This window comes from Rhizobium sp. SG570 (assembly GCF_012275345.1).
In the GTDB taxonomy this organism is placed as follows: domain Bacteria; phylum Pseudomonadota; class Alphaproteobacteria; order Rhizobiales; family Rhizobiaceae; genus Rhizobium; species Rhizobium lusitanum.
This window is the reverse complement of the sequence record NZ_JAAZQI010000004.1, coordinates 345,081-371,499: the sequence shown is the minus strand read 5'-3', so window position 1 is coordinate 371,499 and position 26,419 is coordinate 345,081. Positions and strand designations below refer to the sequence as shown.

Annotated in this window: 21 protein-coding genes; 9 read left to right on the top strand and 12 right to left on the bottom strand. The window is 60.7% G+C overall.

Annotation, left to right across the window (positions count from 1 at the left end; all coding sequences use genetic code 11):
* From FHT28_RS11605 to FHT28_RS11570, 8 genes are all read right to left on the bottom strand, one after another.
* Nucleotides 1-1,005, bottom strand: a complete 1,005-nt coding sequence (locus FHT28_RS11605; RefSeq protein ID WP_037197077.1) for an ABC transporter permease — start codon at nt 1,003-1,005, stop codon at nt 1-3.
* A complete protein-coding gene (locus FHT28_RS11600) occupies nt 1,002-1,811 on the bottom strand; it encodes an ATP-binding cassette domain-containing protein (RefSeq protein WP_168596320.1) in 810 nt (269 codons plus the stop codon). Before FHT28_RS11600 ends, FHT28_RS11605 begins: the two co-directional genes overlap by 4 nt.
* Nucleotides 1,808-2,758, bottom strand: coding sequence for a substrate-binding domain-containing protein (locus FHT28_RS11595; protein ID WP_112441237.1), 951 nt, complete (start codon nt 2,756-2,758; stop codon nt 1,808-1,810). Before FHT28_RS11595 ends, FHT28_RS11600 begins: the two co-directional genes overlap by 4 nt.
* Nucleotides 2,759-2,797: 39 nt before the next feature.
* Nucleotides 2,798-3,835: a LacI family DNA-binding transcriptional regulator gene (locus tag FHT28_RS11590; RefSeq protein WP_047552716.1), complete on the bottom strand. Its 1,038-nt coding sequence runs from the start codon at nt 3,833-3,835 to the stop codon at nt 2,798-2,800.
* Nucleotides 3,836-4,033: 198 nt separating this feature from the next.
* Nucleotides 4,034-5,173, bottom strand: coding sequence for an alpha/beta fold hydrolase (locus FHT28_RS11585; RefSeq protein ID WP_052211817.1), 1,140 nt, complete (start codon nt 5,171-5,173; stop codon nt 4,034-4,036).
* 195 nt (nt 5,174-5,368) lie between these two features.
* Complete coding sequence (locus FHT28_RS11580) at nt 5,369-8,440, bottom strand: efflux RND transporter permease subunit (protein ID WP_092575483.1); 3,072 nt, start codon at nt 8,438-8,440, stop codon at nt 5,369-5,371.
* Nucleotides 8,437-9,519 carry an efflux RND transporter periplasmic adaptor subunit gene (locus tag FHT28_RS11575; RefSeq protein ID WP_168596319.1) on the bottom strand — a complete coding sequence of 361 codons (1,083 nt, stop codon included), beginning with the start codon at nt 9,517-9,519 and terminating at the stop codon, nt 8,437-8,439. The genes FHT28_RS11580 and FHT28_RS11575 overlap by 4 nt, the downstream gene beginning before the upstream one ends.
* Nucleotides 9,519-10,589 carry an efflux RND transporter periplasmic adaptor subunit gene (locus tag FHT28_RS11570; RefSeq protein WP_348644983.1) on the bottom strand — a complete coding sequence of 357 codons (1,071 nt, stop codon included), beginning with the start codon at nt 10,587-10,589 and terminating at the stop codon, nt 9,519-9,521. Before FHT28_RS11570 ends, FHT28_RS11575 begins: the two co-directional genes overlap by 1 nt.
* A 120-nt stretch (nt 10,590-10,709) precedes the next feature.
* Here FHT28_RS11570 and FHT28_RS11565 point away from each other — a divergent pair, with 120 nt between their 5' ends.
* The gene (locus FHT28_RS11565; RefSeq protein WP_168596318.1) at nt 10,710-11,354 is read left to right on the top strand and encodes a TetR/AcrR family transcriptional regulator; all 645 of its coding nucleotides are present in this window, start codon (nt 10,710-10,712) and stop codon (nt 11,352-11,354) included.
* Nucleotides 11,355-11,371: 17 nt separating this feature from the next.
* Here FHT28_RS11565 and FHT28_RS36670 read toward each other — a convergent pair whose 3' ends face one another.
* The 4 genes from FHT28_RS36670 to FHT28_RS11550 form a co-directional block, all read right to left on the bottom strand.
* The gene (locus FHT28_RS36670; protein WP_281408439.1) at nt 11,372-11,506 is read right to left on the bottom strand and encodes a hypothetical protein; all 135 of its coding nucleotides are present in this window, start codon (nt 11,504-11,506) and stop codon (nt 11,372-11,374) included.
* 11 nt (nt 11,507-11,517) lie between these two features.
* Nucleotides 11,518-12,078 carry a dual specificity protein phosphatase family protein gene (locus FHT28_RS11560; protein ID WP_051963516.1) on the bottom strand — a complete coding sequence of 187 codons (561 nt, stop codon included), beginning with the start codon at nt 12,076-12,078 and terminating at the stop codon, nt 11,518-11,520.
* A 353-nt stretch (nt 12,079-12,431) separates the two neighbouring features.
* Nucleotides 12,432-12,605: an ATP-binding protein gene (locus FHT28_RS11555; protein WP_168596317.1), complete on the bottom strand. Its 174-nt coding sequence runs from the start codon at nt 12,603-12,605 to the stop codon at nt 12,432-12,434.
* A 202-nt stretch (nt 12,606-12,807) separates the two neighbouring features.
* Nucleotides 12,808-12,984 (bottom strand): hypothetical protein, encoded by a 177-nt coding sequence (locus tag FHT28_RS11550; protein ID WP_173412389.1) that lies wholly within the window; start codon nt 12,982-12,984, stop codon nt 12,808-12,810.
* A gap of 296 nt (nt 12,985-13,280) precedes the next feature.
* Here FHT28_RS11550 and FHT28_RS11545 point away from each other — a divergent pair, with 296 nt between their 5' ends.
* The 8 genes from FHT28_RS11545 (at nt 13,281) to FHT28_RS11510 (ending at nt 26,418) form a co-directional block, all read left to right on the top strand.
* Entirely contained in the window at nt 13,281-13,787 is a 507-nt protein-coding gene (locus FHT28_RS11545; RefSeq protein ID WP_168596316.1) for a (2Fe-2S)-binding protein, read from the top strand.
* Nucleotides 13,784-17,341: a molybdopterin cofactor-binding domain-containing protein gene (locus FHT28_RS11540; RefSeq protein ID WP_168596315.1), complete on the top strand. Its 3,558-nt coding sequence runs from the start codon at nt 13,784-13,786 to the stop codon at nt 17,339-17,341. The genes FHT28_RS11545 and FHT28_RS11540 overlap by 4 nt, the downstream gene beginning before the upstream one ends.
* A 38-nt stretch (nt 17,342-17,379) precedes the next feature.
* Nucleotides 17,380-20,046: a carbohydrate-binding protein gene (locus tag FHT28_RS11535; RefSeq protein WP_168596314.1), complete on the top strand. Its 2,667-nt coding sequence runs from the start codon at nt 17,380-17,382 to the stop codon at nt 20,044-20,046.
* 5 nt (nt 20,047-20,051) lie between these two features.
* On the top strand, nt 20,052-22,286 hold the full coding sequence (locus FHT28_RS11530) for a trehalase family glycosidase (RefSeq protein WP_168596313.1): 2,235 nt from the start codon (nt 20,052-20,054) through the stop codon (nt 22,284-22,286).
* A 324-nt stretch (nt 22,287-22,610) separates the two neighbouring features.
* Nucleotides 22,611-23,684 carry an extracellular solute-binding protein gene (locus FHT28_RS11525; protein WP_037197089.1) on the top strand — a complete coding sequence of 358 codons (1,074 nt, stop codon included), beginning with the start codon at nt 22,611-22,613 and terminating at the stop codon, nt 23,682-23,684.
* Nucleotides 23,674-24,594, top strand: coding sequence for an ABC transporter permease (locus FHT28_RS11520; protein ID WP_080760437.1), 921 nt, complete (start codon nt 23,674-23,676; stop codon nt 24,592-24,594). The genes FHT28_RS11525 and FHT28_RS11520 overlap by 11 nt, the downstream gene beginning before the upstream one ends.
* Nucleotides 24,591-25,370 carry an ABC transporter permease gene (locus tag FHT28_RS11515; RefSeq protein ID WP_168596312.1) on the top strand — a complete coding sequence of 260 codons (780 nt, stop codon included), beginning with the start codon at nt 24,591-24,593 and terminating at the stop codon, nt 25,368-25,370. Before FHT28_RS11520 ends, FHT28_RS11515 begins: the two co-directional genes overlap by 4 nt.
* A complete protein-coding gene (locus FHT28_RS11510; RefSeq protein WP_168596311.1) occupies nt 25,357-26,418 on the top strand; it encodes an ABC transporter ATP-binding protein in 1,062 nt (353 codons plus the stop codon). The genes FHT28_RS11515 and FHT28_RS11510 overlap by 14 nt, the downstream gene beginning before the upstream one ends.
* Nucleotide 26,419: the final 1 nt, after the last annotated feature.

The following is a 26,419-nucleotide window of genomic DNA, read 5'->3' as shown; positions in this document are numbered from 1 at the left end:
TCAGGCTTTCCTCTTGCGGGCGAACCGGAAATTGGTGGTGAAGATGCGAGTGTTGAGCCAGATGGCGACGAGGATGATCGCGCCGGTGACGATCTGGGTGAAGAAGGGCGAAATATGCATCAGGATCAGGCCGTTGCCGATGACGGCGATGGTCATGGTCCCGAGCACCGTGCCGATCATCGTCCCACGCCCGCCCATCAATGACGTGCCCCCGAGGACGACCGCCGCAATCACCTGCAGTTCGAAACCGACGGCGGCATTCGACGAGCCGGAACCGAGACGCGCCGCGATCAACAATCCGGCCAGCGCGGACGCAAGGCCCGATACCAGATAGACCGAGGCAACGATCCATTTGGCGGGCATGCCGACACGGCGAGCCGCCTCCATGTTGGAACCGACTGCCACGATCTGCCGGCCATATTTCGTGGCCGCAATGACGACATAGCCGACGACCGCAATGACGATTGCGATCAGCGCCGGCACGGGAAAGCCCGCCAGTTCACCGCGTCCCATGTAGAAGAAGCCCGGGACGTCATTGATGGGGATCGAATAGCCCTGCGTCAGATAGAGTGCCACGCCGCGCAGGATGGAGAGCCCGGCCAGGGTGACGATGAAGGCCGGAATGTCCTGATAGGCAATGAACCAGCCCTGCAGCAGGCCAATAATACCGCCGAACAGAAGCATGCCGAGCGACACGATGGGCCAGGGCAGGCCCGTGGCGAGCGTGATCGCGGCCACCGCATTTATGAGCGCCAACATGGAGCCGACCGACAGGTCGATGCCCCCGGTGACGATAACCATGGTCATCGCGATCGCCACGATGAGAATGGGGGCGGCCTGACGCACGATGTTGAGAATATTGCCTGCGGTCATGAAGGTGGTGGTCGTCAGCGAAAAGAAGACGAGGCAGGCCAGGAAGAAAAAGGCGATGGATAGAACCTGGGCATGCTCGCCGAAGAAATCGGCCAGCGGCGAACCCTTGGCGCGTTCGGTATAGAGGGTCAATGTCCTTCTCCCCCGACGATGAGCTTAACGAGATCCTCGAGATTGGTCTTACCGATATCGCGCTCGGCGACCTTGGTGCCCTCGTACATGACCGCGATCCTGTCACAGACCCTGAAGAGATCCTGCAGGCGATGGGTGATGAGGACGACGGAAACGCCCTTGGCCTTGACTCGATTGATCAGGGAAAGGACCGCCTCGACCTCAGCCACTGCCAGAGCCGATGTTGGCTCATCCATGATCAGAACCTGCGGATTGAAAGAGGCAGCGCGCGCAATCGCGATCGCCTGGCGCTGGCCGCCGGACAGTTTCTCGACCTTGGCCGAAAGGCGCGGAATGCGGATTTCCAAGGCATCCAACATCCCGCGAGCCTCGACCAACATTCTCTTGCGGTCAAGAAACGGCCCCTTGGTCAGCTCGCGCCCGAGGAAGAGATTGCCGACGACATCGATATGATCGCAGAGGCTTAAGTCCTGGAAAACCATCTCGATATGGCGGTCGCGAGCGTCCGCCGGACCGGAAAGGCGGACCTCTTCGCCGTTCAATGAAATCGTCCCCTCATCCGGCAGATAAGTGCCGGAGATAATCTTAGTAAGCGTGGACTTGCCTGCGGCGTTATCGCCCACAAGGCCGAGGCACTCGCCGGGAAAAAGATCAAGATCAACGCCGCGGAGCGCCTGATGCGAGCCGAAAGTCTTTCGGATGCCCCGCAAGGAGACGGCCGGCGTCGGCATCGATCGGCCGGGAGGCTGCGGGGAGGCTTTCGCCTCCCCGGCTCCGGCATGAACAGGCCGATTCTCTGTGATCATTTGAAAACAGCCCGGTACGGCTCGACATTCTCCTTCGTCACGATCGTGATCGGCACGGAGATGCTTTTTTGGACGCTGCCGCCGGACGTCAGCTTGGCAAGCGCTTCGACGGCCGCCTTGCCTTCGCCTGCCGGATCCTGCTGAACCACGGCAACAACATAGCCCGCATCAAGGCCGGCGATAGCCTGTGCGGTGAGATCCCAGCCAAACACCTTGATGCTACCTTGCTTGCCTTGGCTTTGGACGGCGGCGATCGCTCCAAGAAGAGCCGGTTCGCCGGTCGCGTAGATTGCCGTCATGTCGGGATTGCCGGTGATGAGATTTTCGGCGGCAGCCAGCGCGTTATCCTGGATATTCTGGCCATCGACAACGCCGACCGTCTCGATCCCATCACCCTTGATGGCGTCTTCAAAGCCTTTCTGACGAACGTTCTGGATATAGGAGTTCAAGGCGCCGACAATTCCGACCTTTGCCTTGCCGCCCATGTTTTTCTTCACGTAGTCGAGGAAATGGGCGCCGATGTCGGCACCTGCCTTGCCGTTGTCGACGCCGATCTGCGATTTCTGTGGGCCTTCCGGCAGGATAGCGTCAATCGCGACGGTCGGAATACCTGCGTCGGAGGCCAGTTTGACGGCCGGCATGATGCCGTTCACGTCGATGGCGACAACGATCAGGCCGTCCACTTTCTGCTGGATATAAGTCTCGATGGCGCTGTTTTGCGCCGCGGCGTCATTGTTGGCGTTGAAGATGACCAGCTTGTCGCCCGATGCATCGGCCGCCTTCTGCGCACCTTCGTTGATCTGGTTGAAAAAGAGGGCCTGCTGGTTGATCTGCACAAGCGCATAGGTCTTGCCCGCGGCATGAGCAAGCGATGCGCTCATGGCGACACCGGCAAGGGCTGTGAAAGCGAGCGCGGTATTGAACGCCCGACGTCTGATCTGTTTCATCATGTTCTCATCCTCTGGTTTCGTTATCTTTGCTTATTGTTACCGTTGCTTATTATGGGTCGACGGCGGTGCAACGGAGTTCCGCACGACGATTTCGACCGGCACCAGTTCCTCGGTGGCAAGCACCTCGCTCTCTTGCCAGTTTGTTTCTAGAAGAAGGGATAGGGCACGCCGGCCGATGGCACGCACCGGCTGGCGGATCGCCGTCAAAGGTGGTGCAAAGAGATGCAAGGGGCTGACATCGTCGAAACCGATGATCGACAGATCATTGGGAATGGAGATGCCGTGTTCGCGCAGTACTTCGATCATGCCGATCGCGATTTCGTCCGAGCTGGCAAAAATGGCCGTCGCAGGGGATCCTTCCTCAAGGAAACGCCGTGCCATCTCCCGGCCGCAAGCGACCGTATATTCGCCGCTATAGCGCCGGATCGAAAATGCCTCGCCAAACCGCTCCTGCAGACCGCTGCGCAATCCATTGAAGCGGCGCTGCGTGCTGATCATCGCGTCGGGGCCTCCGACAAAAAGCACGTTACGATGACCGAATTCGGCCAGGTGACGGCCCGCGAGATAACCACCCTGCAAGTTGTCGGAAAAAAGCTTGGGCACCATCGCGAGCGGTACGTCTTCGTCGACAACGATGACCTTCCCGGTTCGATTGATGAGTGCCGCCAGTTCGCCGTCGTCCGGATGGTTGGTCACGAAAACAAGGCCGTCGACATGATTATGCTCAAGCAGCCGAAGATAGGCGACTTCACGCCCGGTGCGATTGAGGGTCGCATATAGCGAGACCGCAAGGCCCAGATCATTGGCTGCCTCCTCGACGGCGGCAACCATGGTGGCAAAAAAGGGATTCGCGATGTCGGGAACGACGAGCCCGATCGTATCGGAACGGCCACGGCTCAAACGACGCGCATGAGGGTTGGGCTGATATTTTAGCGCGGAGATCGCTTCGTCGATGCGTTGCTTGGTTGCGGCCGGCAGATCGAGTGACCCATTGAGCATGCGCGAGACAGTTGTCACCGATACCCCGGCGGCTTTCGCCACATCTTTCAAACCGGGAGCTCGTTCATGCGCCATTGTCTTGTAAACCGCTTTAGTAAATCGCTTTACTAATCCTGTTTGACAATCGCGGATCTGTCAAGCGCCGCACTGCGTGTTCATTCATTGACAAACACGGCGTGTCCGTCGGCCAAGCATTCCAACTAATGGATTCATTGACTTAGGTGTTCGCTCCACGCCGCTCGACGGATGCAGCATAAGCATCAAGGAACTCACCTATTGAGGGTCGAACACCTTGCTCACCAATTTGAAGGGGCTGGCGACCGTGGCTCCCGCCGCGTCGAAAATGAAGGCGCCGACCTGTCCAGCGGATCTGCGGTTGGCCGGCTCATCGAGCGATGCCAGTTGCGGATAAAGTTTGGCAAGGCTCACAAAACGATCATGGCCAAGCCCATCGGATCCTTTGACGGATGTGATGTCGATGACCTTAACCCCGAACCTAACTGCCGCTTCCCTGACTTGCGGATCATCGATATCCAGACGTCCTACCCTCGGATGGTTGGCATCAAGAAAGCTGGACGCGGCAAGCGCACGGTCGTCTTTCGAAACAAGCAGGTTTAGCGGTATCTTCAGTTTGCCAATCACATCCATCTGCCGGCGAAAGACGTCGGCATCGATGTCAGGTGCGGCAAGCACGATGCGCAGCTTCGACAGGACATCGTCCCGGCCTTCGAGCTTGAGCTGCCGCACGGTTTCCATGATCAAAAATCCACCCATGCTGTGCCCAAACAGGATGATATCCCCGCTGTTTCGATCAGCCGAGATCGAGACCAGAAGCGAGGCGAGATAATCTCGGGAATAAAGTACGGATTCGCGATCGGCGACGTAGCCCGTCAATGCCCCTTGCGACGGCCATGCGAATAGAATCGGAACCACGTCCATCTTTGCGTCGGCCGCCATTTGCGCCAACCGGAAAAGCGATTCCTGAAATGTATAGTTATAGCCATGGACAAATATGGCGACGGGCCGGTGCCGCATCTGTTGGGTGGCCACATCCTTGTCAAAGACCGGTGCCGTCAGTGTGCTTTGAGAGGTGACAACGAAATCGGTTTTTGCATTCGGCGCACCCTTTGGCCATTCGATCGTCGAAGCCTTGTGAGCCGGCGGGATCGATATCGTATATTTGGTGTAATTCAGATCATCAGCGCGTCCCACGGAAAACCCGTTGTCGTTTCCCTCGTCCTTTGTCCTGGTCGTCGCTGCGTAGAGGGTAACTTCTTGTGTACCGGCGCTCTTTGCCGAGACGACCTTGAGAACCTCAGGCCCAGGACGTCCGGCACATGCACCGAGGATGAGAAGGATGCCAAGCGGGAAAAGCAACCGTGGGAAACGGCGGAAGGAGGCGAGAAACTGCATTGTGCTGAAATCCGATAAAATCACTATTTCGTGGATTGTACCGACGTCGGCTGCTCAACAGCTTTGCCGACACCGTTCTCGCTTAGCTTCAGCCCTCTGCTTGGATCATATCCCGTGCCGACGAGCCCGAGTTGGGCCGAGCGACATGGAATTTCCAGCGCACCGCCGTCCGGACCGGCGATGCGCTATGCCTCGTCAAGTGTGTGGCACGCCTTCACTCCCATGGGGTGACGTGCGCTTGATCCTGAACCACGCGACATAGAGCGCCGGCAGGAAGAGCAGCGTCAGGACGGTGCCGACCACGATGCCGCCCATCATGGCGTAGGCCATCGGTCCCCAGAACACTTCCCTCGATATCGGGATCAGCGCGAGCGTGGCGGCCGCTGCGGTCAAAAGGATCGGCCGCATTCGATGCTCTGTCGCCTCGACGACGGCTTGCCAGGGGGGCACGCCGCTCTCTCTTAGATGCTCGATCTGCACGATCAGGATGACTGAGTTGCGGATCAGAATGCCGATCAGTGCGAGAATGCCGAGGATCGCCACGAACCCCATGGGCGCATTGCTCGACAGTAGCGCGATGACGACGCCGATCAGTGCCAGCGGGGCAACGGCGAAGACCAGAAACAGGCGGTGGAAGCTCTGAAGCTGGATCATCAGGATGGTCGCCATTGCGAACAACATCATCGGCGCCACCGCTGCGATCGGGCCTTGCGCCTTGCCGCTTTCCTCGACGGCGCCGCCCACGGCGACCGAGTATCCGACAGGGAGGGTCTTTTCGAACTCGGCCACCTTCGGCTCCAGCTGCGTGACGATCGTTGCCGGCTGGATCGCGCCGACGACGCCGGCCTTGATCGTGATCGTGGGCACCCTGTTACGCCGCCAGACAACTGGCTGCTCGAGCTCGTAGCGGAATGTCGCGACCGCTGACAGCGGCACTGATTTGCCATTGGAGCCAGGCAATTGCAGGTTCTGCAACGTGTCGATCGATCCGCGTTCCGATCCCTGAGCGCGGCCGATCACATCGACGAGATAGATGTCGTCACGGACTTGCGTGGTGCTGGAGCCCTCGACAATACCGTTGAGCGCCGTTGAGATGTCCTCTGACGTCACCCCCAGCTGCCGTGCCTTGTCCTGAAGAACATCGACCTTGACGACACGTGCGGGCTCATTCCAATCGAAGGTCAGGGCCGCGAGAGAGGGGTTCGTGCCGACGATGCCCGCAAGCTTCTGCGCAAGATCGCGGACGGTCTGAATGTCCGGGCCACTCACTCTGTACTGCACGGGCTTGCCGACCGGCGGGCCGATATCGAGAAGCTTTACGAACGCGTCCGTTCCGGGGAAGGTCTTGTTGAGATAGGCCTGAAGATCGGCCCGAACCTTGTCACGGACGTCCAGTCCCTTGGTGACGATGACCGTCTGACCGAAGCTGACGTCGGCGGGCTGAACATCGAACGACAACAGGAAGCGCGGGGCGCCCTGGCCGACATAACTGGACCAATGGTCGATCGACTGATTTCCGACCAGCATGTCCTTTTCGAACTGCGCCATCTGGCGATTCGTCTCGCCGATCGAGCTGTTTTGCGGCAGATTCCAGTCGACTACGAGCTCCGGCCGGTCGGAAGACGGAAAGAACTGCTGCTGGACGAAGCCCATTCCGGCGACGGAAAGCCCAAAAGCGGCAACCGTGATGATGATCGTGACGTAGCGGAAGCGCATGGCGAGATCGAGCGCGGCTGCAAAGATCGACGCGAACCTGCCCTTCTTCTCGTGATGCTGCTTCATCGTTTTCGGCAGGATGCTGACACCGAGCAACGGCGTGAACAGGACCGCCACGATCCAGGAGACGAGGAGCGAGACAGCAATGACGACGAATAGCGTAAAGGTGAATTCACCGGCGGCGCTGTCGTTGAGGCCGATCGGAATGAAGCCGGCGACCGTGACCAGCGTGCCGGTCAGCATCGGAAAGGCGGTGGAGGTGTAGACGTAAGTGGCTGCCTTGCGCAGGTCGTCTCCCAATTCCAGCCGCGCCACCATCATTTCCACCGCGATCATGGCATCGTCGACGAGAAGGCCAAGCGCGATGATAAGCGCGCCCAAGGAGATACGCTGCAGCGATATTCCCGAATAGGCCATGACCAGGAAGGTAATCGCCAGCACCAGCGGGATCGAGATCGCCACCACGAGACCGGCGCGAAGCCCGAGGCTGATAAAGCTGATGGCGAGAACGATGACGATCGCTTCGAACAGTGCGCGCGTGAAGCCCGACACCGCCTCATCGACCACGGCCGGCTGATCGGACACTTGATGGACGTCGACGCCGATAGGCAAATCGCCGACGATGACGCCCATCTCCTTTTCGAGGGCCTTGCCGAATTCCAGCAGGTTCGATCCGTCCTTCATGCCGATCGCCAGACCGATTGCCGGCTGGCCGTTGAAACGGAAGAGCGAAGACGGCGGATCGACATAGCCGCGTTTGATCGTCGCGATATCCGTCAGCGGGAAGAAGCGATCGTTGACGCGAAGGTTGATGGCGCGCAGGCTCTCCTCGGACGTGAACTGCCCTCCGACGCGCAAAGCGATGCGCTCGGGGCCAGCTTCCACAAAGCCCGACGCCGTCACTGCGTTCTGCGCTTGCAACGTCGAAATCACAGCTTGCCGATCGATGCCGAGAGCTGCGATCTTGCGGGTCGAGAATTCCAGGTAGATTGCCTCGTCCTGAGCGCCGATGACGTCGACTTTACCGACATTGGGCACAGTCAGGATCTTCGAACGGGCATCCTCGACCCGGTCGCGCAGCTGTCGCTGCGAGAGGCCGTCGCTGGTGAAGGCAAAGATGTTGCCGAAGACATCACCGAACCGGTCGTTGAAGAACGGGCCGACGACGCCGGACGGGAAGTCGCCCTTGATATCGGCGATCATGTTGCGGATGCGCACCCAGGTTCCGGCGACATCCTTCGCTTTCGTTGTTGCCAGGAGGTCGACAAAGACAATCGTCTGTCCGGCGGTCGTGATACTGCGCGTCACATCGAGCGACGGCAGTTCCTGGAGCTTCTTTTCGATGCGATCGGTGACCTGTTTCGTCACATCCTCGGCGGATGCACCCGGCCATTGGGCCTGGATGACCATCGTCTTGATCGTGAAATTCGGATCTTCCTCGCGTCCCAGGCTGACGTAGGAGAAAACCCCGGCGATGATGAAGACGATCATGAAATACCAGACGAGGGAGCGATGCTCGAGCGCCCAATCTGAGAGGTTAAACGTCTTCAAGGGGTCGTCTCCTGATTAATTCTGACTTGCTGGCCTTCGGAGAGGTGATTGACACCGGCTATCGCGATACGGTCGCCGGGCTTCAGCCCCGACAGAACGGTGACCGGGCTTTCGTCGCCATCCGGTTTTGCGATTTCCACCGAGTGCAGCGAAACGGTTTTTTTCTCCGGATCGACGACCCAGACGCTCGCCTTGCCATCTTTCTGCAGAATTGCCGGTGGCGGGACGGAGATCGTCGGCGAGGCATCGGTCGTTGCCGTGACGGTGACGACCGAGCCGAGCCGGAAGGCCGACGGCGGATTGTTCAGACCGATCTTGATACGCTGCGTGCGGGTTGCCGCCTCGGCTTCCGGAGCGATCTCGCGAACCGTGCCGCTGGCGCGAATGGTGGTGTCGAGCTGAAGGGCGATCTCGAACGGCGAGCCCATCTTCAGACCCTGCATGTCAGCTTCCGGAATATCGACGACCACGTCGCGGAGGTCGGGCTGGGCGACCGTCAGAACGGTATCGCCCGCGGACACCACCTGTCCGACTTCCGCCGATGTCGCCGTGACGACACCATCGAACTCGGCTTTCAACTGCGCATATCCAAGCTGTTCTTCCGCCTTTGCAAGATTAGCCTGCGCCTTGGCAACGGCGGCGCTGGCGGTTTTTTCGGCCTGCTGTGCGCTCTCGAGAGCTGCCTCGCTGCCGGATTTCGCGTCCGCAAGCGCCTGCTGCCGTTGCGCGGTCGTGGAGGCGTTGGCCAATTGCGCCTGGCTGTTCGAAAGATCGGCCTGCGCGCTGCGGACGGCGAGCTGCAGCGACAATGGGTCGATGGCAGCGACGACTTGTCCCTTGGTGACGACGTCTCCCACCCCGACCTCTCTGGCAATGAGGCGGCCGAGTACCCGGAAGCCGAGATCGGTTTGAATGCGGGGCTGTACGACGCCTGCCAGCTTCAGAGTGGCGGCCGCTTGCGGCTGTACCACGACCGACAACAGTGGACGGATTTTCTCCGGTGGAGCATCGGTTTTCTGCCCGCAGGAGGCAAGGGCGACGGCTATTGCGGAGATCGCGATGATCGAGCGTTTATTCATTATTTCGTCTCCGGTGTGGCCGATACCTGCTGCCCGGGCCGGAGGAACTTGCCTCCTTCAACGACGACCAGCTCCTTCGGCTCAAGACCGCTGCTGACGGCGAACTTGCCCGTTTGATACTCCGCGACATCGATCTTCTTCATCGAGACCGTCTGCTTGGATGGATCGACAACCCAGACGGCAGGCGTGCCGCCGCTCGAGGTCATTGCGCTCCATGGCAGCAGGATCGCCTGGCGTGGCTGCGCCGTGAACGTGCCGACGACCACCGCACCGAGCGGCATGCTGTCGCCGCTTTTATCGAGGCCCACTTTCACGCGGATCGTGCCCGTGGCGGAATCGATTGTGGGAGACACCTCGCGAACGGGCACCGATATCCGTTTTTCGGGGCTCGACAGAAGGCTTACCTGAACATCCGCTTTGGACTTTTGAAGGAACAGCGATTCGAATACGTTAAAGACCGCATCGCGCGGTCCGTCATGGGCAAGCGTAAACACCGACTGGGCGGCTTGTGCCACCTGCCCCACCTCGGCATTGCGTGCCGTAATCACACCATCGGCATCTGCCCGCAACTCCGTGAACGAAAGCGCGTCCCTGGCGGTCCCGAGCTGAGCCTGCGCCGCGTCGAGCGTGCCTTGCGCGGTCAGAAGCGCTTCCTGCGCCGCGTCATAGCTGGCGCGGGTCGTCACTTGATTTGCGAAAAGACTTTTCTGGCGATCCGAGGCAAGTTTGGCCTGCATCAGCTGAGCTTCGGCCGAATGGAGGCTCGCCGTTGCGACATCGACATCCGCTTGCTGCTCCTGGGGATCGATCTTCGCCAGAACCTGACCGGCCTTGACCTTGGAACCGACGTCCACCGATCGCTCAATGATCCGGCCGCTGACGCGGAAAGACAATTCCGATTGAATCCGCGCTCTGACTTCGCCGGTCACCGCCGTATTGGAGGCATAGCTGGAGAGCTCGGCGCTCACGGTGCGCACTTCCCGGCTGACAGCCGAGTGATCACCGCTCTTTTCGCTACATGACGAAAGAATGGCTGCCGACATCGCCAGCCACATTAGATTTCTGGAAATTCCCATGAAGGCCCCGATCGAACACCGAACCACTTTACGTTTTCGGACAGATAAACTTGACTAACCGATTAGTCAATGAGATGGTTTCTCGTCAGCATTGGAATGCCTGTCGGAGGGATAATGGCGGAGAAAAAAAAGCTCGGGGTGCGTGCGCAGCGAAAGGCTGCCAGGCCGTTGGAGATCCTGGACGCCGCTTTTGAGGAATTCGTTGCTCATGGCTATGTGGCAACCCGCGTCGAAGATATCGCTGCTCGGGTCGGAGTGACCAAAGGAACAGTGTATTTCTATTTTGAGACGAAAGAGGTTCTTTTCGAGGCAATGTTCAAGCACATGGCGGTTCCGTTTGCCGATTTAAGAGCTCAGCTGAAGACGCTCACCGGCCCCTACGCGGACCGCATCAAGGCATTCTTCTATTTCTTTTACGAACGGATCGTCCTCGACCGCAGATCGAGAGAAATGCTGCGCTTCATCATATCAGAAGGGTCGCGGTTTCCGCAGGTGGTTGATCGCCACTATGAGGAAACCATCGCGCCAATGTTCGATGCAGCAAGGGAGCTCTTCGAAGAGGGAGTAGCCGCCGGCGAACTGCGGGCTTCTGCTGCTTTGCAAATCCCCGAACTTACCCTCAGTCCTGCGATAATGCTGAGCTTTTGGTACATGTTGTTCGCCGATCGAAAACCTCGCGACGTAAAAGCCTTCATCGACGGACACGTTGACCTGCTTCTCAACGGGATGGTGACACGAGCCGAGCGCACAATAAAATAGGGTTCACAGGGTGCCGATTACGCCGCCCGCCACGAGCGCTGAAGGTCGGCAAATGGGATAAGCGCGGCCGGTTCCGGAGCTTCTTGAACAAACCCATAGCCCAACCGGAACGAGAAGCGCCAAAAAAGTCCGTTGGAAATATCCAGCACCAAGCAACCTGCTCCTAGCTTTTCAGCCCAAAGCGCTTTTCAAGCTGTTCCCAGCTTTCGTCCATCGCATAGGTGGACGAAAGATAGGGGATCCCTAAGTGACCATAGAGGATCGATAGCTGCCCTTCCGCCCTTTTCTCGTCAACACCCGCGATTTGCTGAAGATAAATGGCCGACACGAGGCCGGTAGGGTCGGCACCGGTTTCACAATGAACAAGGATCGGCTTTGGTGAATCGCGCAGAATGGCGACTAGCCGGTTGGCCTGCGCTGGTGTTACTTCCTTAGATGGTGGCAACGCAAAATCAATATGGGAGATACCGGCATGCTGTGAGGCACCGATCTCGTCCTTATACCAAAGGGCGTCGCTCCTGCCTCTAAGGTTGATGATGGTCCGGATACCATAGTGCTTCACATAATTGTCAATATCGGCCTGGGAAGGCTGCGCGGAACGATAGAGCTGACCCGGCACCACCTCGTCGAAATTATCCGTAAGCTGGATCGCACTCAGATGCGAGCCGAGAAGCACCATCGAGATACCGGCGATCCAAATAGATGTCTTTAGTAGTTTGATCATGGTCTCATTCTCGTTTCTGCGGAAAATCCAATATGACGCCGCCCGATGCTGAGGCGAACCGATGCCGGTACTCTTTCTTGATCTTCGTTGCTTGCATCGGCTCCTGCCGTCGAAAGATGCAGGACATCGAAAGTTCGCAAGCTTCGCAGATCATTATGTCCTCAAGGCGGTAATATTCTTACATTTTCGTAAGTATAGCTTGGAGCTCAAGCGCTATCGTAGCCAGTGGTGTCCGCACGGGAACGGCGACGGAAGGAAGAAAGCCGCTGTTTGCGTCTTGCAATATGCGCTTGCGATGATTTTGGGTTCGTATTCGGTCAACGCGTGATGAGACGAATGCGCGATCCCGCAGGTCACTGGTCGATGGCCAGATCCATGTTGTGAAGCCGCGCGATTGCCGCAACCAGGCTAAGGCCCGGCCCGTTACCCGGAGAGTGCCTGCTGCGTTCTGCTCTATAAAATCGCCTTAGAACCGCTTCGGATTCCTCCGGCCGGATGCCGGGACCTGTGTCTTCGACAACAAGCACAGTTCCTTGGCCGTCTTGCGCAGGTTGCGACGCTTTTTACGCAAGTCAGCCAACAGCACGTCGTCCTGGAACTCGACCCGCGCTTTGCCCTCTCCGCTGGCGCGCTCTCGCATTTGTATGCGAAGTCGTCGACCGCCGACAAGCTCGTGCCGCTCAGCATGCTGGGCACCCTGCAAACAGGCGTGCCGCCGGTCTCCATCAATCACCAGGGCGATTGGGCGAGGATATCACGGTTGACCCGCACGCCGACGATCATGGTCGCAAGATCTGTCCCGCCGGGATCGGCGATGAAATATTTGGATCGATCGGCGGATATTCCATCGGGTCCGCCAAGCGCAGCGTGATCTCGCCCCGGCTGTTCGGTCGCTGGAGCACCCAATTGGCGTTCAACCCCGATCGGCTGCTCCACCGCGCCAAAAATAACACGACATCACCGTCATACAGTTTTCAAGCTTTGCCCATTGACAGACGGCCACCCCGCGGCAATCATTCGTATACAAACGAAGGGCGGCCAAGACCCTTGGGAACAGAGCCTATGAGAATCCTGACAACGCGCGGCTGCGACCGCCCGATTTCGCGTGGCGTCCTGCCATCCTCTGCGGTTGGCGGGATTGTTCCGGGACGGCAGGGAACGGCGAGCCCTTCCATTGCTTTCGCGTCAGGAAGGGAGCTGCGGTGAAGACTCGTCCGATCGCTCTTACTGTCAATGGGCACTGCCACACGCTCGACCTGCCTCCCGAAACGCCTCTCCTCTATATCCTGCGCAACGATCTCGGTCTCAACGGGCCGAAATTCGGATGCGGCCTCGGCGAATGCGGCGCCTGTGCGGTGCTGATCGGCAAGCGCGCCGTGCGGGCCTGCACGATATCGGTTGCCGCCGCCGAGGGACGCGCCATCGTCACCCTCGAAGGTCTTGGCACAAAGGACAAGCCGCATCCGGTGCAACAGGCCTTCATCGAGCAACAGGCCGCGCAATGCGGCTATTGCCTGAACGGCATGATTATCGCGACCACGGCCCTGCTCCTGCGCGACGCGCAGCCGGACGAAAGTGCCATTCGCGCGGCCCTCAGCCGCCACCTCTGTCGCTGCGGCACGCATATCGAGATTCTCGCAGCGGCCCGGCGGGCCAGCGAACTGATGGCTGCCCTCCCCTTGTGGGTGATCGCGGAGGATGCGCCATGACCGCACTCCAAGAGACGCCCCGCACCCGCTATCTCGAAGCGGATGAAATCCTGCTGGTGGTCAAGCCTGGAGGCGCGCTTCAGTTCGACATTTTCCTTGCCCTTCATCCCGATGGGACCGCAAGCGCCTTCAACGGCCATGTCGATCTTGGCACAGGCATCCGGACGGCCCTGGCGCAGATCGTCGCGGAAGAGCTCGATCTGCCTTTCGAGCGGGTCCGGATGGTGCTCGGCAGCACGACGGCGGCACCCGATCAGGGTGCGACGATCGCCAGCGAAACGATACAGGTGACAGCGATACCGCTGCGCCAGGCTGCGGCAACCGCGCGGCAATGGCTTCTCGAACAAGCTGCCCTTCGATATGGCGAAGCACCGCAGACACTCACGGTCGAAGAAGGCATCATTCACCCCGAAGCACCGGCCAATTGGTCGATCACCTTCGGCGAGCTGATCGCCGGGCGCCATGAGCGGATCGCCATCGACGTTACCGCGCCATTGAAGCGGGTAGAAAACTACAGGATCGTCGGCAAGCCGCAGCCACGCAACGACATCGCCGCAAAGGCGACGGGACAATGGACCTATGTCCATGATGTCCGCGTGCCGGATATGCTGCATGGCCGCGTCGTCCGCCCGCCCTATGTCGGCTTCGACCATGGCCCCCATGTCGGCCATAGCCTGATCTCCGTCAACGAGGCCTCGATCTCGGATATTCCCGGCTTGGTCGGCGTAGTGGCGATCGGCGATTTCGTCGGCATCGTCGCCACGCGCGAGGAAAACGCCGCCGAGGCCGCACGCCGGCTCGAGGTCGTATGGCGCGATCCGCCACTTCTGCCCGACCTCAACAATCCCGAGCAGGCGCTGCGCGACAATCCGGCCAAGAAGCGCATTCTAGCCGATCAGGGCGATGTCGACCGCGCACTCGAAGGCGCCTCGCCGCGTTTTGATCGCAGCTACGTCTGGCCCTATCAGATGCACGGCTCTATCGGCCCATCCTGCGCCGTTGCCGATTGGCGCCCGGAGCGATTGGTCGTCTGGTCCGGAACGCAAAACCCATATCCGATGCGCCGTGATCTGGCGCTTCTTCTTGACATGCCGGAAGAGGCTGTTCTCGTCGAGCGGCTGGAGGCGGCCGGCTGCTACGGGCGCAATTGCGCTGACGACGTGACCGCCGATGCCGCCCTTTTGTCGCGCGCAGTCGGCCGGCCGGTGCGCGTGCAGCTCACCCGCGAACAGGAGCATGGCTGGGAACCGAAGGGCGCCGCGCAGGTGATCGATGTGCGCGGCGGGCTCGATTTCGAAGGCGGGCCGGCGGCCTATGATTTCGAGACGCGCTATCCGTCGAACCTGTCGCCGACGCTTGCCCTGATCCTGACCGGCAAAGCCTCGAACATCGCGGCAACATCGGATATGGGCGACCGCACGGCGATCCCGCCCTATGCTTTCAGCAATATGCGCATCGCCGTGCAGGACATGCCGCCGATCGCGCGGGCGTCGTGGTTTCGCGGCGTCTCAGCCATGCCGAACAGCTTCGCGCATGAAAGCTATATCGACGAACTCGCCTTCGCGGCCAAAGTCGATCCAATCGAATACCGGCTGCGCTACCTGAAGGATCCAAGAGCGGTCGATCTGGTCTATGCGGTGAGCGCGCGCGCCGGCTGGACGCCGCGCACTGAGCCGGGAACGATGGGCGGCGAAGGCGACCTGCTCTATGGCCGGGGCTTTGCTTACGCGCTCTATGTCCACGGCAAGTTTCCGGGAACGCCGGCCGCCTGGTCGGCCTGGGTCGCCGATGTCGCCGTCAACCGCAAGACCGGCGAAATCGCGGTCACGCGCGTGACGGTCGGCCAGGATTCCGGCATGATGATCAATCCGGATGGCGTGCGTCACCAGATCCACGGCAATGTCATCCAGTCCACCAGCCGCGTCTTGAAGGAGAAGGTGGATTTCTCCAGCACCGCGGTCGAGAGCGCGGAGTGGGGCGGCTATCCGATCATCACCTTCCCGGAAGTGCCTGAGATCGACGTGCTGATGCTTTTGCGGCAGGACGAAGAACCGCGTGGCGCCGGTGAATCCGCGTCGGTCCCATCGGCTGCAGCCATCGTCAACGCCGTCTTCGACGCCACCGGCATTCGATTCCGCGAACTGCCGCTGACACCGGAGCGCGTGCTAGCAGCCCTTGGCGAAACACATCCTGCACTCGCTCCGCCGACACCGGTCAAGAAACCATGGTGGCGGCGCGGATCGACGCTCGCTGGCGCAGGCGGCATCGTCGCAGGTGTGCTTGCCGGCGGCATTCTCGCCGCCTCGCCTTGGCGCGGGGCCTATCCCGAGATCACGCGACCGGACCCCGGCACCTACAGCGCCGCCACGATCGAACGCGGACGGCTGGCGGCGGCGGTCGGTGCCTGCAATGTCTGTCACACCGGACCGGACGGAACACCCTTTGCCGGCGGCCGCGCCTTCGACACGCCGTTTGGCGTGGTCCATGCCACGAACATCACGCCCGACGCCAAAAGCGGCATCGGCGCCTGGTCCTATCCAGCCTTCGAACGGGCGATGCGACAAGGCGTGCGCCGTGATGGAAAACATCTCTATCCCGTGCATCCCTATCCGTCCTTTGCCGGTGCCACCGATGCGGATCTTCAGGCGCTCTATGCCTTCCTGATGACGCAGGCACCTTCTGCCACAAAGACCAAGGACAATGCCTTGCGCTTTCCCTTCAACATCCGGCCATTGCTGGCCGGCTGGAACATGCTCTTTATGAGCGGAAAGACGGTGCCGGCGGACGCAACGAAAGGTGAAGCCTGGAGCCGCGGCGCCTATCTCGTCGAAACCCTCGGCCATTGCGGCGCCTGCCATACGCCGCGCAACGTGCTCGGCGCCGAGAAGAAGGGCGAGTTCCATCTTGCGGGCGGTGTCGCGGAGGGCTGGAATGCACCGGCGCTGAACGGTGCCGGTCTTGCCCCCGTCGGCTGGAGCCAAACCGCTCTCTACGACTATCTGCGCACCGGCACCGCCAAGGGCCATGGCAGCGCCGGCGGGCCGATGGGCGCGGTCGTCAAGGCGCTTGCTCCCCTTCCCGACAGCGATATCCAGGCCATGGCGACGTATCTGGCAAGTTTCTCTGGCCAAACCGAAGACGGTGCGGCCGCGCAGCAAACGACCGCGCTCGCTGCCACAAAGGCGGCCGAGGCGATGGCGGCACGCATCGCGCCGGTGGGAGCAAGGCTATTCGAGGGTGCCTGTTCAGCCTGTCACACCGAAACTTCACCGCTCGGATCGCTCACCTTCAATAGCAACCTGCACGCTGACCGACCCGACAATGTCCTGCTGACGATGATGCACGGGGCGGAAGCTCCGGCGCTGCTTGCCCAGAAGGCAGGTGCCGATGCCGCCGAGATCATGTCCATGCCAGCTTATGGCGAAAGCCTGAGTGATCGCCAACTGACCGACCTCGCCACCTATCTACGCGCCCGCTTCGCCCCCGATAGACCCGCCTGGCAGGAGCTTGGTGCCGCCATCGAACGCGCTCGCGCCGCCCAGCCGATGGATTGAGGTGGGAGCGAATGCGCACGATGGAGGAGGCCGGAAAAATGGAAAGGACTGAGCAGACAGCGCCGGACTGGTTTGCAGCTCCGCAATCCCGTTTCCGTCCAGCCGCCTACTGGTTCTGGCACAGTCTGCCGTCTCCAGACGAGATGAGGGCGCAACTGACGGACTTTCGCGACAAGGGTTACGGCACGATCCTCATCCAGGCGCGCCTTGCGCTCCCGCGCTCGGTCTACCTCTCGCCTGCCTTTCTGCAGGCCTATGCGCAGGCAGTCGCGATTATGGGCGACCTCGGCCTCACCGCCGGGCTGTACGATGACTACAACTGGACGAGCGGTCAGGCCGGCGGGCGCACGGTCGAAGGCGCGGACCACTTGCGCGAACGGCATCTCTTCTGGGCAGCCGTGGAGACGCCCACAGGCGAAATCGACGGGATCGAGGCGCCATTCGCGGCCGCATTAGGTCCGGATATTGCCGATTGGCTATATGACGGCGGTGTGCCGTGCTTCGGTGACTGGCAGCGCGTCGCCGCCTTACTGCATCCCGTCGATGCGCCGTCTCCGGACCTGATCCTGGACGTGAGCGATCGGGTTCGCATTGTCGGGACAGACGAGGGCTGCCGCTTCTCTTACGATGGCCAAATTCCGAAGGGATGGAGGCTGACAGTGTTCGCCTCGGCGCGTTGCCTAACCTCTCGCCTCATCAACTATCTTCTGCCGGAAGCCGGCCAACGGTTCGTGGACGTCGGCCTCCAACCCTATGCGGATGCGCTCGGCAGACTGATGCCGAAGCCGCTTGAATTCCTGTTCTTCGACCAGCCGGGTCCCGGCTTCTATCGCTGGCGACAGCAGACCGGCAACCTTGGCAACAGCCCGCTCTATGCGCCGCTGCTGGAAGCCGCGGTCGAGACGGCAAGCGGAACCGCGTTCGGCACTGTGTTGCTGTCGTTGGTGACGGACCTGGGTCCGTCGACCGCACGGCTGCGCTGTCTCTTCTATGAGACCTATACCCGGCTAATGTATGATGGCTTTTTCCAGCCGCTGAAGGCGTTTGCGCGAAGGCATGGCCTGTCCCTGACCGGACATGAGATTCTGCCGCATGTCGGCAGCTTCGCGCTCAATGGCGGCTTCTCCTCGATCGACCCGCGGGCCACCCCTGCTGTCGACTTTTTCGGCCTCGACGCATTGCGTGACGAGACTGCCGTCGATGCCAATAATTTCGCGGCACAACTCGCGCCGAAGCTCGGCGATTCCGTTGCTCGCGCCCACGGACGTTCGCGGACGATCGTCGAACTCTACACGACCGCCACCCGCACCGAGCGACGCGGTGCCGGGCAATGGGAGCTGACGCCGGCAACGCTGCGCGCGCAATCGATACGGCTGCATCTGCTTGGCGCCCGCCAGGTGCTGATGCACGCGCTCTACCAGACCGACGGCCACGATGATGACGACAGGCTGTTCGTCAATCCGCGTTTCGACTTCGCGCCCGGCCTGAATTTCGAACCCTGGTGGCCGCATCATGCCGCCATTGCTGACGAGACCGCACGGCTCTCGGCTTTCCTCGAGGATACGACACCGCTTGCGCCCATCGCACTCTTCTACCCGCTCCACACGGCATGGGCGGAAGGGCCGCGCCATGCACACGCCCGGCATTTCGGCAGATGGTGCGAGGCTCTTGCCGAAAACGGCTGCGACTACATGGTGATCGACGAAAAGAGCCTGATAGATGCCGAGATCCGTGACGGGCGGCTGCATGTCAACGGTCTCCGTTTTGCAGCCCTCGCCCTGCCGGCGGTCAGAATTCTCGGGAGCGTTCGGACCACCCGCATACTCGGCGAGTTTGTTGCCGCGGGTGGCGAGCTGTGGACTTCGGGCGACGCTCCGAAATGCGCATGTGACGGAAGCTTGTCAATCAGCTCGACAGCCCATCTCGACACCGAACCGGATGCGCAGATGATCACCCAACTGCTGAGCAGATTGCCGGCGCAAGGTCCGACAATATCCTTCTCCGACAAAATAAACCGCCACATCGCGAGTGATCGCGAGGATTTTTGGCGCATTGTGCTCTTCAACGAAGGAAACGACGCGGACGACCTGCTGATATCGCTTGGCGCTGGCGTGGAATACGAAATCTGGGACGCGGCTAAGGGGACGCACACGCCGATCGTAACGGCGAAATCCTTGGGCATCACCCTCGAGCCGCAACAACTCGTGTGTCTTCGCCTACGCGAAAATCCGGCAGCATCCGGAGCAATCGCGCCCCTGTTCAAACAACCGAATCCATCGCGTGCGGTGGCTCTCGATCGCGGCTGGACGTTCAAGACATCGGAAGGCGGCGATGCCCTCGCGATCAATGTCGATGAAGGCTGGCAGGTGCAGGGTTTTGCGAATTTCTCCGGCACCGGCCTCTATCGCCTTACATTCGATCTCGACGCCGCCGCCGATATTATCCTGGATCTCCCCTCGGTGGCGACGGCCGTCACGGTTCGCATCGATGGGCGTGATGCCGACATGCGCTGCTTTCCGCCCTTTCGGATTGCTCTCGGCTGCCTGTCCGCGGGGCCGCACGATCTTGAACTTGCGGTCAGCAACACGGCTGCCAATCGCTATTATGCCGGAACGCCCTATGCCGGCTCGGTCTGGCCCGATGAAAGCGGCTTGACGGCAGCGCCGAGGCTGCTCTTCTACGACCCGTTCAGTGTGAAGGAATGAATGTAATGCCCGGCCATGTCACGATCCCACTTGCCCGCGCCTGGAACAGCTGGTCGTCCCGCCCGGCGGAATTGACCTTTCTTCCGCTTGGCCTTCGCATTACGCCGGTGCTCTATTCGACCCGCGCGCGACGGGCGAGCGCCATCGAACCGCGCCACGATCCCGTCCGTTTCGGCCGCCACACGATCGACAATAGTCTGATCGAGCTCGAAACGGAGCTTGGCGGAACGTCGATACGGTTTCAGGCGAGTGCGTCGGATCCTTTCGCCATCCGGGGACAATGGGAAGCGCCTCAGCTCGGTGAGTGGGGGACGCGGTTCTGGTTGACGCTGGCCATATCGTCCGATGGCGGCGAAGTGGTTCGCTACGACGCGGAAAAGGGCGCCGCCATCATCAAGATCGACCGCCGCTTCGCGGCCATCGTCACCCGCGCACCGGCAATCCAGGTGACAGGTCACGACAGCATCGATGCCCTGCGCGCCGACTTCGAGACCAACGGCTATTTCTATACCGCGACCCGCAGCGACAGCGCACCGGTACTCGGTCTTCGCTTCAACATGGAAATGATGCGCGAAGGCGCCTACGCCGCTGCGGTCGCCGACAGCGAGGACCTAGCGGTCCTGAATGCGCGTGCCTGCCTCGAAGCGGCCTCCCGACCGGCGCCTTCTCCGCATGACGGACAATTTGCCGGCGCGCTCGATGCCGTGCGCGATGTCGTCGGCTGGAACACGATCTGGGACAAGGTCAACCACCGTCCCTACACCGCCGTCACCCGCATCTGGAACCTCGGCGAGTTCGCCGTCTGGTACAATGATCAGACATTCGCGGCCTTGCTGGCCGGTGTTTTCGACACCGATATCGCCCGCGAGAACATGGCGGCGGCGCTCGCCGGCGCCACACCGCAGGGCAATATCGCCTGCATCGTCACCTCGAACGACGCCTGGGTCGACCGCAGCCAGCCGCCGCATGGCAGCCTTGTTGCCTGGCTGCTGTATCTGAGAAATGGCGAGCGCTCGATGATCGAGGCGAGCTATGAGGCGCTCGCGAGAAATCAGCGCTGGTGGCGAAGCCATCGCGATCCCGATGATTTCGGACTTATCTCCTGCGGCACCAGCGATGTCGGTGAAGGGCTCTATAAAGGGACGATTTTCGGCGCCCGCAACGAGACTGGAATGGACAATTCCGCGACGCATGACGAGGCCGTCTACGATCCCGTCACCCGAACCCTCTCGACCTACGATCTCGGATTGAACTGCGCCCTGGCGCTCGACGCGGAAATGTTGTCGCACATGGCCGCCCTTCTCGGCCGCGCCGAAGAGGCCGATGAGTTCGCGGCACTCGCAGACCGGAGCCGGCGATTGATCCGAGAGCATCTCTGGGATGCCGATCGCGGCATCTTCGCCAATCGCCAGCGCAAGGGCGGCTTCGTCCGCTCGCTGTCGCCGACAAGTTTCTATCCCCTGATGTGCGGCGCGGCGAACGCTGAACAGGCCTCGCACCTCCTGGCACATCTTGCAGATCCCGCGACCTTCGGCGGTGCCTTCGTGCTGCCGAATGCCACACGCAACGATCCGGCCTTTGCCGAAAACGTCTATTGGCGCGGCCGCATCTGGCCGAATGTCAACTTCATGGTATGGCTCGGGCTCAAGCGTTATCGCTTCGATGCCGAGGCCAGCCATCTGGCGAAGCAAAGCTACGATCTCTTCATGCAGTGCTGGCGGGACCGGCGCATCGCCGCCGAGAACTACAATGCCACGACTGGCGAGGCGATGGACCAGGGCGATACCGATCCGTTCTACATCTGGGCGGCGCTGCTTCCCTTGATGGCGGTCGAGGAGCTCTGCGGCTTCGACCCATGGAACGGCTGGAGCCTTTGCAACAACGGTGCTGACGCAAATTTCGGTCCGCTGTTGTCACCCGCAGGACGTATCCATGTCAGCTCGGAAAACGGCGCGCTGACGGTGACGCGCGATGGTGTGCCGTTCCTGTCGACAAATAATCTTGGGCGGTTCACCCATCTCGTCGTCGGGGATGGCTACATTTCCTGCCGCATCGAAAGCGCATCGCTGAGTGCGGCGGAACTGCATCTCGCCGGGATCGATGCAGGCGAGGTCGTGGCGGTGAAACTTGGCGAGATGGATGCCCAATGGCGCGCGGCCGACATCGGTATTGTCGTTGCTCTTCCCACAGCGGACAAGACCCGGGAATTTCACCTATGGCATCGCCGGCAAGTAAAATGAAGCCTAGATCACATCAACGCGTTGCCCGTGCTTGACAAGACAATATCTCCGCATTAATCGTTTGTGTACAAACAAAAAAGAATAGGGAACGACCGAAGAACTTATTTCGCGCCAGATGCGAAAACCTTGGAATTGGCGATCAATTCCGGGATGTATTCTTTCGCTCAAGAAACTATACGGAAATCGGCCGCGTTCCGAGAAAGCCGGCGATTTCCACTTCACTGATACGTATCCATTTCGATATCCGCTAGGACTGCAAGCAAGACGAAGCCTTCACCACCATCGGCAAATGGACCAAAAATCAGACAAAAGGGGAACATCAGGATGAACACCACACGACGTCAAACTCTGGGCCTGATCGGCACCGGCGCCCTCGCCGCCGCCACATCGTCCCTGTTGCCGCGCCAGGCGCGCGCCGCCACCAAGATCACCGTTCTCAACTGGCAGGGCTACGGCACCGACGAAGCCTGGGCTCTCAAAGCCTTCACCGAAAAGACCGGCATCGAGGTCGTTCACGACTATTTCAGCTCTGAGCCGGAAATGCTGACGAAGCTCAGGACCAATCCCGGCGTCTACGATGTGGTGCTGATCAACAGCGCCCGTTCGCAGCAAGCGGCGAGCGAAGGTCTCATCTCTCCCATCGACTTCTCCAAGGTGCCGAATGCAACGGGCCTGTCGCCCGAACTGAAGAACCATGCGAACCTCCAGCTTGACGGCAAGACCAACGGCGTCTCCTGGGTCTGGGGCATCACTTCGCTTGCCATCACCGAGGGGTCGCCCAAGCCGGACAGCTATGCAGCGCTTGGCGATCCCGCCCATAAGGGCCGAGTCGCCCTGTTCGACGATGCCGTCACCGGCGTTGCGATCGGCGCACTGTTGTCCGGCCAGGACATGAACAATCCGAAGGACCTCGCCGTCGTCACCGAGAAGCTGAAGGCATTCAAGCCGAACATCAAGCTGCTCTGGTCGAGCGAAGACGAATGGAACAAGGCATTCGCCGCCAAGGAATTCGACCTTTCGATCTTCTGGTCGGGTGCGGCCGTCCGCTCCAAGCGCAACAGCAAGCTGCCGGTCGAATTCGTGGTTCCGAAGGAAGGCGGCATCGGCTGGCTGGACAGCCTGTCTGTCCCGGCGACGAGCACCAATCCGGATGCTGGCCTTGCCTTCATCAACTACATGATCGACCCTGACTTCTATTTCCAATGGGCAACCAAGGTCGGGGCGCCGGCTTCGGCCAATGCTGCCGCCATGGAAAAACTGCCGGCCGACGATCTCAACCGGGTGATCCACAAGCCGGAATATCTGAAGACGATGACGATTCAGTCGGCCCTGCCCGACGATCGCCGCGAAGCTTTCAATAACCTCTGGCAGGAAGTGAAAGCCTTCTATGCAGCCTGAGGCAGTTTCTGCATCGACGACGCGCGGACCGGAAGGTTCGCGCGCCCGGCCAGGCATCCCCGGTTGGCTCGCGACGCTGGTGCTGCTGCTGCCCACCTATGGATGGCTCTTCATCGCGGTTCTCCTGCCGCTTTGCACGATGTTCGTGTTCAGCTTCATGAATGCGACACCGATGGGCAAGGCCCCCATCGTCTTCACGCTCAGGCAATACCAGGTCTTCTCCACACAGCCCTATCTCCTGGGCATCGCCTGGACGTCGCTGCTGATGGGTTTCTGGACGACATTTGCCTGTGCTGTCCTTGGTTTCTTCGCGGCGCTGGCGCTGGCGCGCGCCACCATCGGCCGTACGCGCGAAACCCTGCTGATCCTCATCCTGCTGCCGTTCTGGACGAATGGTCTCGTGCGCATCTTCTCCTGGACGATGGTGCTGCGCGAAGGCGGCTTTCTCGACGATGTGCTGCACTGGGTCTGGCCGGGAGCCGGTTCGATCGGCTTTCTCTACACCAGATCGGCAATCGTGGTCGGCCTCGTGCACGGTTATCTGCCCTACATGATCCTGACCTGCTATATAGCACTGGTCACGATCGACGATGCGATCATCGAGGCCGCCGCAAGCCTCGGCGCCCGCTGGTGGACGATCCTCTTCCGCATCCTCATACCGATGGCGGCACCCGGCCTGATCTCCGGCGCCGTGCTGACTTTCGTGCCGGTGCTGGGCTCCTTCATGGAGCCGCGCATTCTCGGCGGCCGTGTCGGCGTCACCATGGGTACGGTCATCGAGGACCAGTTCACCCAAGCCTTCAACTGGCCGCTGGGTGCAGCACTATCCTTCACGATGCTCGCTGTCGTGCTTGCGATCTTCGCGACGTTTTCGGGCGTGCTTCGGCGCGGCAGCGGGGCTGTCGCATGATCGGTCTTGCGCGCTTCTATCTCGCTGCCATCCTGGTCTTCCTCTATCTGCCGATCGTGGTGATGATGGCTATGGGCTTCAACGAGTCCTCGCTCTATGAGCTGCCGTTTCACTTCTCGACCAAATGGTATGTGGCTCTTGCAGGCAACGACCAGCTGATTTCAGCCGGGATCAACAGCATCGTCATTGCCGTCATCACCGCTGTCGTCTCGACAATCCTCGGAACGATGGCCTCGGTGGCGCTTGCCCGGCGAACATTCAAAGGGAAAACGCTGTTACAGCTCATGCTGCTGCCGCCGATCGCCATTCCCTGGCTGATCACCGGAACGGCCATGCTCGTCTTCTTCTTCTGGACCGGTATCGGACGCGGCATGCATGCACTGCTGATCGGCCATGTGGCGCTCGCCATTCCCTACGTGGTTCTCGTCGTCGGAACCGGCTTCCAGACGATCCGGGCCGATCTTGAAGAGGCGGCCACGAGCCTGGGTTCGACACCGATCCATGCATTCTTTTCGGTGACGCTGCCGCTTCTCGCCCCGAGCATCCTTGGCGCGGCCCTCTTTGCTTTCGCCGTTTCGCTCGACCAATTCGTCATTTCCTATTTCCTCGCAACGCCCGGCTTCACCACCTTGCCGGTGCAAATCTATTCGGCGATCCGCAAGGGCTTCACGCCAGAGATCAACGCCATCTCGACGATCCTCTTGATCGGTTCGATGGCCGCCATCCTCGTCTTTGCGATCTTTGCCAGGCCCGGAGGCGTCAGTGACAAACGTTGAAGTATCATCGGTCGCCAAGACCTACGGCCGGACACCGGTGCTGGCCGACATCTCGACGGATTTCACGGAAGGATCCTTCACCAGCCTGCTCGGTCCCTCCGGCTCCGGCAAGACGACGCTTCTGCGCATCATCGCCGGCTTCATCACACCCGATAGCGGCAAGGTCGCGATCGGCGGCCAGGACGTGACAGAGACACCGGTCTGGGCGCGCAATATCGGCATGGTCTTCCAGTCCTATGCGTTGTTCCCGCATATGACGGTCGCCGAAAACGTCGCCTTCGGCCTGGCGCGGCGCGGTATTCGCGGTGCGGAGGCCAGACAACAGGTCGATCGCGCCCTGGAAATGGTGCGGCTGCCGGGCTTCGGCGATCGCAAACCGAAGCAGCTCTCCGGCGGGCAGCAGCAACGCGTGGCGCTTGCCCGTGCCATGGTCATCAAGCCGAGCGTCCTGCTGCTGGATGAACCGCTCTCGGCGCTCGACCGGCGACTGCGGCAGGAGATGCAGGTCGAACTGCTTCGCATCCAGCGCGAGACCGGGCTGACAACGATCTTCGTCACCCATGACCAGGAAGAGGCGCTGACGCTCTCCGACAAGGTCGCGATCCTCGATCGTGGTCGTATTGTCCAGATCGGCGCTCCTGCGGAGGTCTATGAGCGCCCGAAAACGCGCTTTGCAGCGCAGTTCCTCGGTGATTCCAATTTTCTGAACGGCACGATTGCCAATGGTGGTGTCAGGCTTGCGGATGGCACGCTGGTGCGCTGCCATGGCCCGCTTTCGTCTACAGGCAACAGCGCGACGCTCGCCGTGCGGCCGGAAAAGATGTCGATCCTCCCAGCAGGTACATCGCCCGAAGCGGGCCTCAACGCCTTGGTGGCTCGCATCGAGACTGTGATCTATGCCGGCCCGGCGCTCACCTATGTGCTGGTAACGCCGGATGGAACTTCGCTGAAACTCTTCGCGCAAAATCGCGATGGCACCGTGCTCGCAAGCGGAACGGACGTGACCCTTGCCTGGTCGCCGGACCACACCATTGCCGTCGAGGATTGAA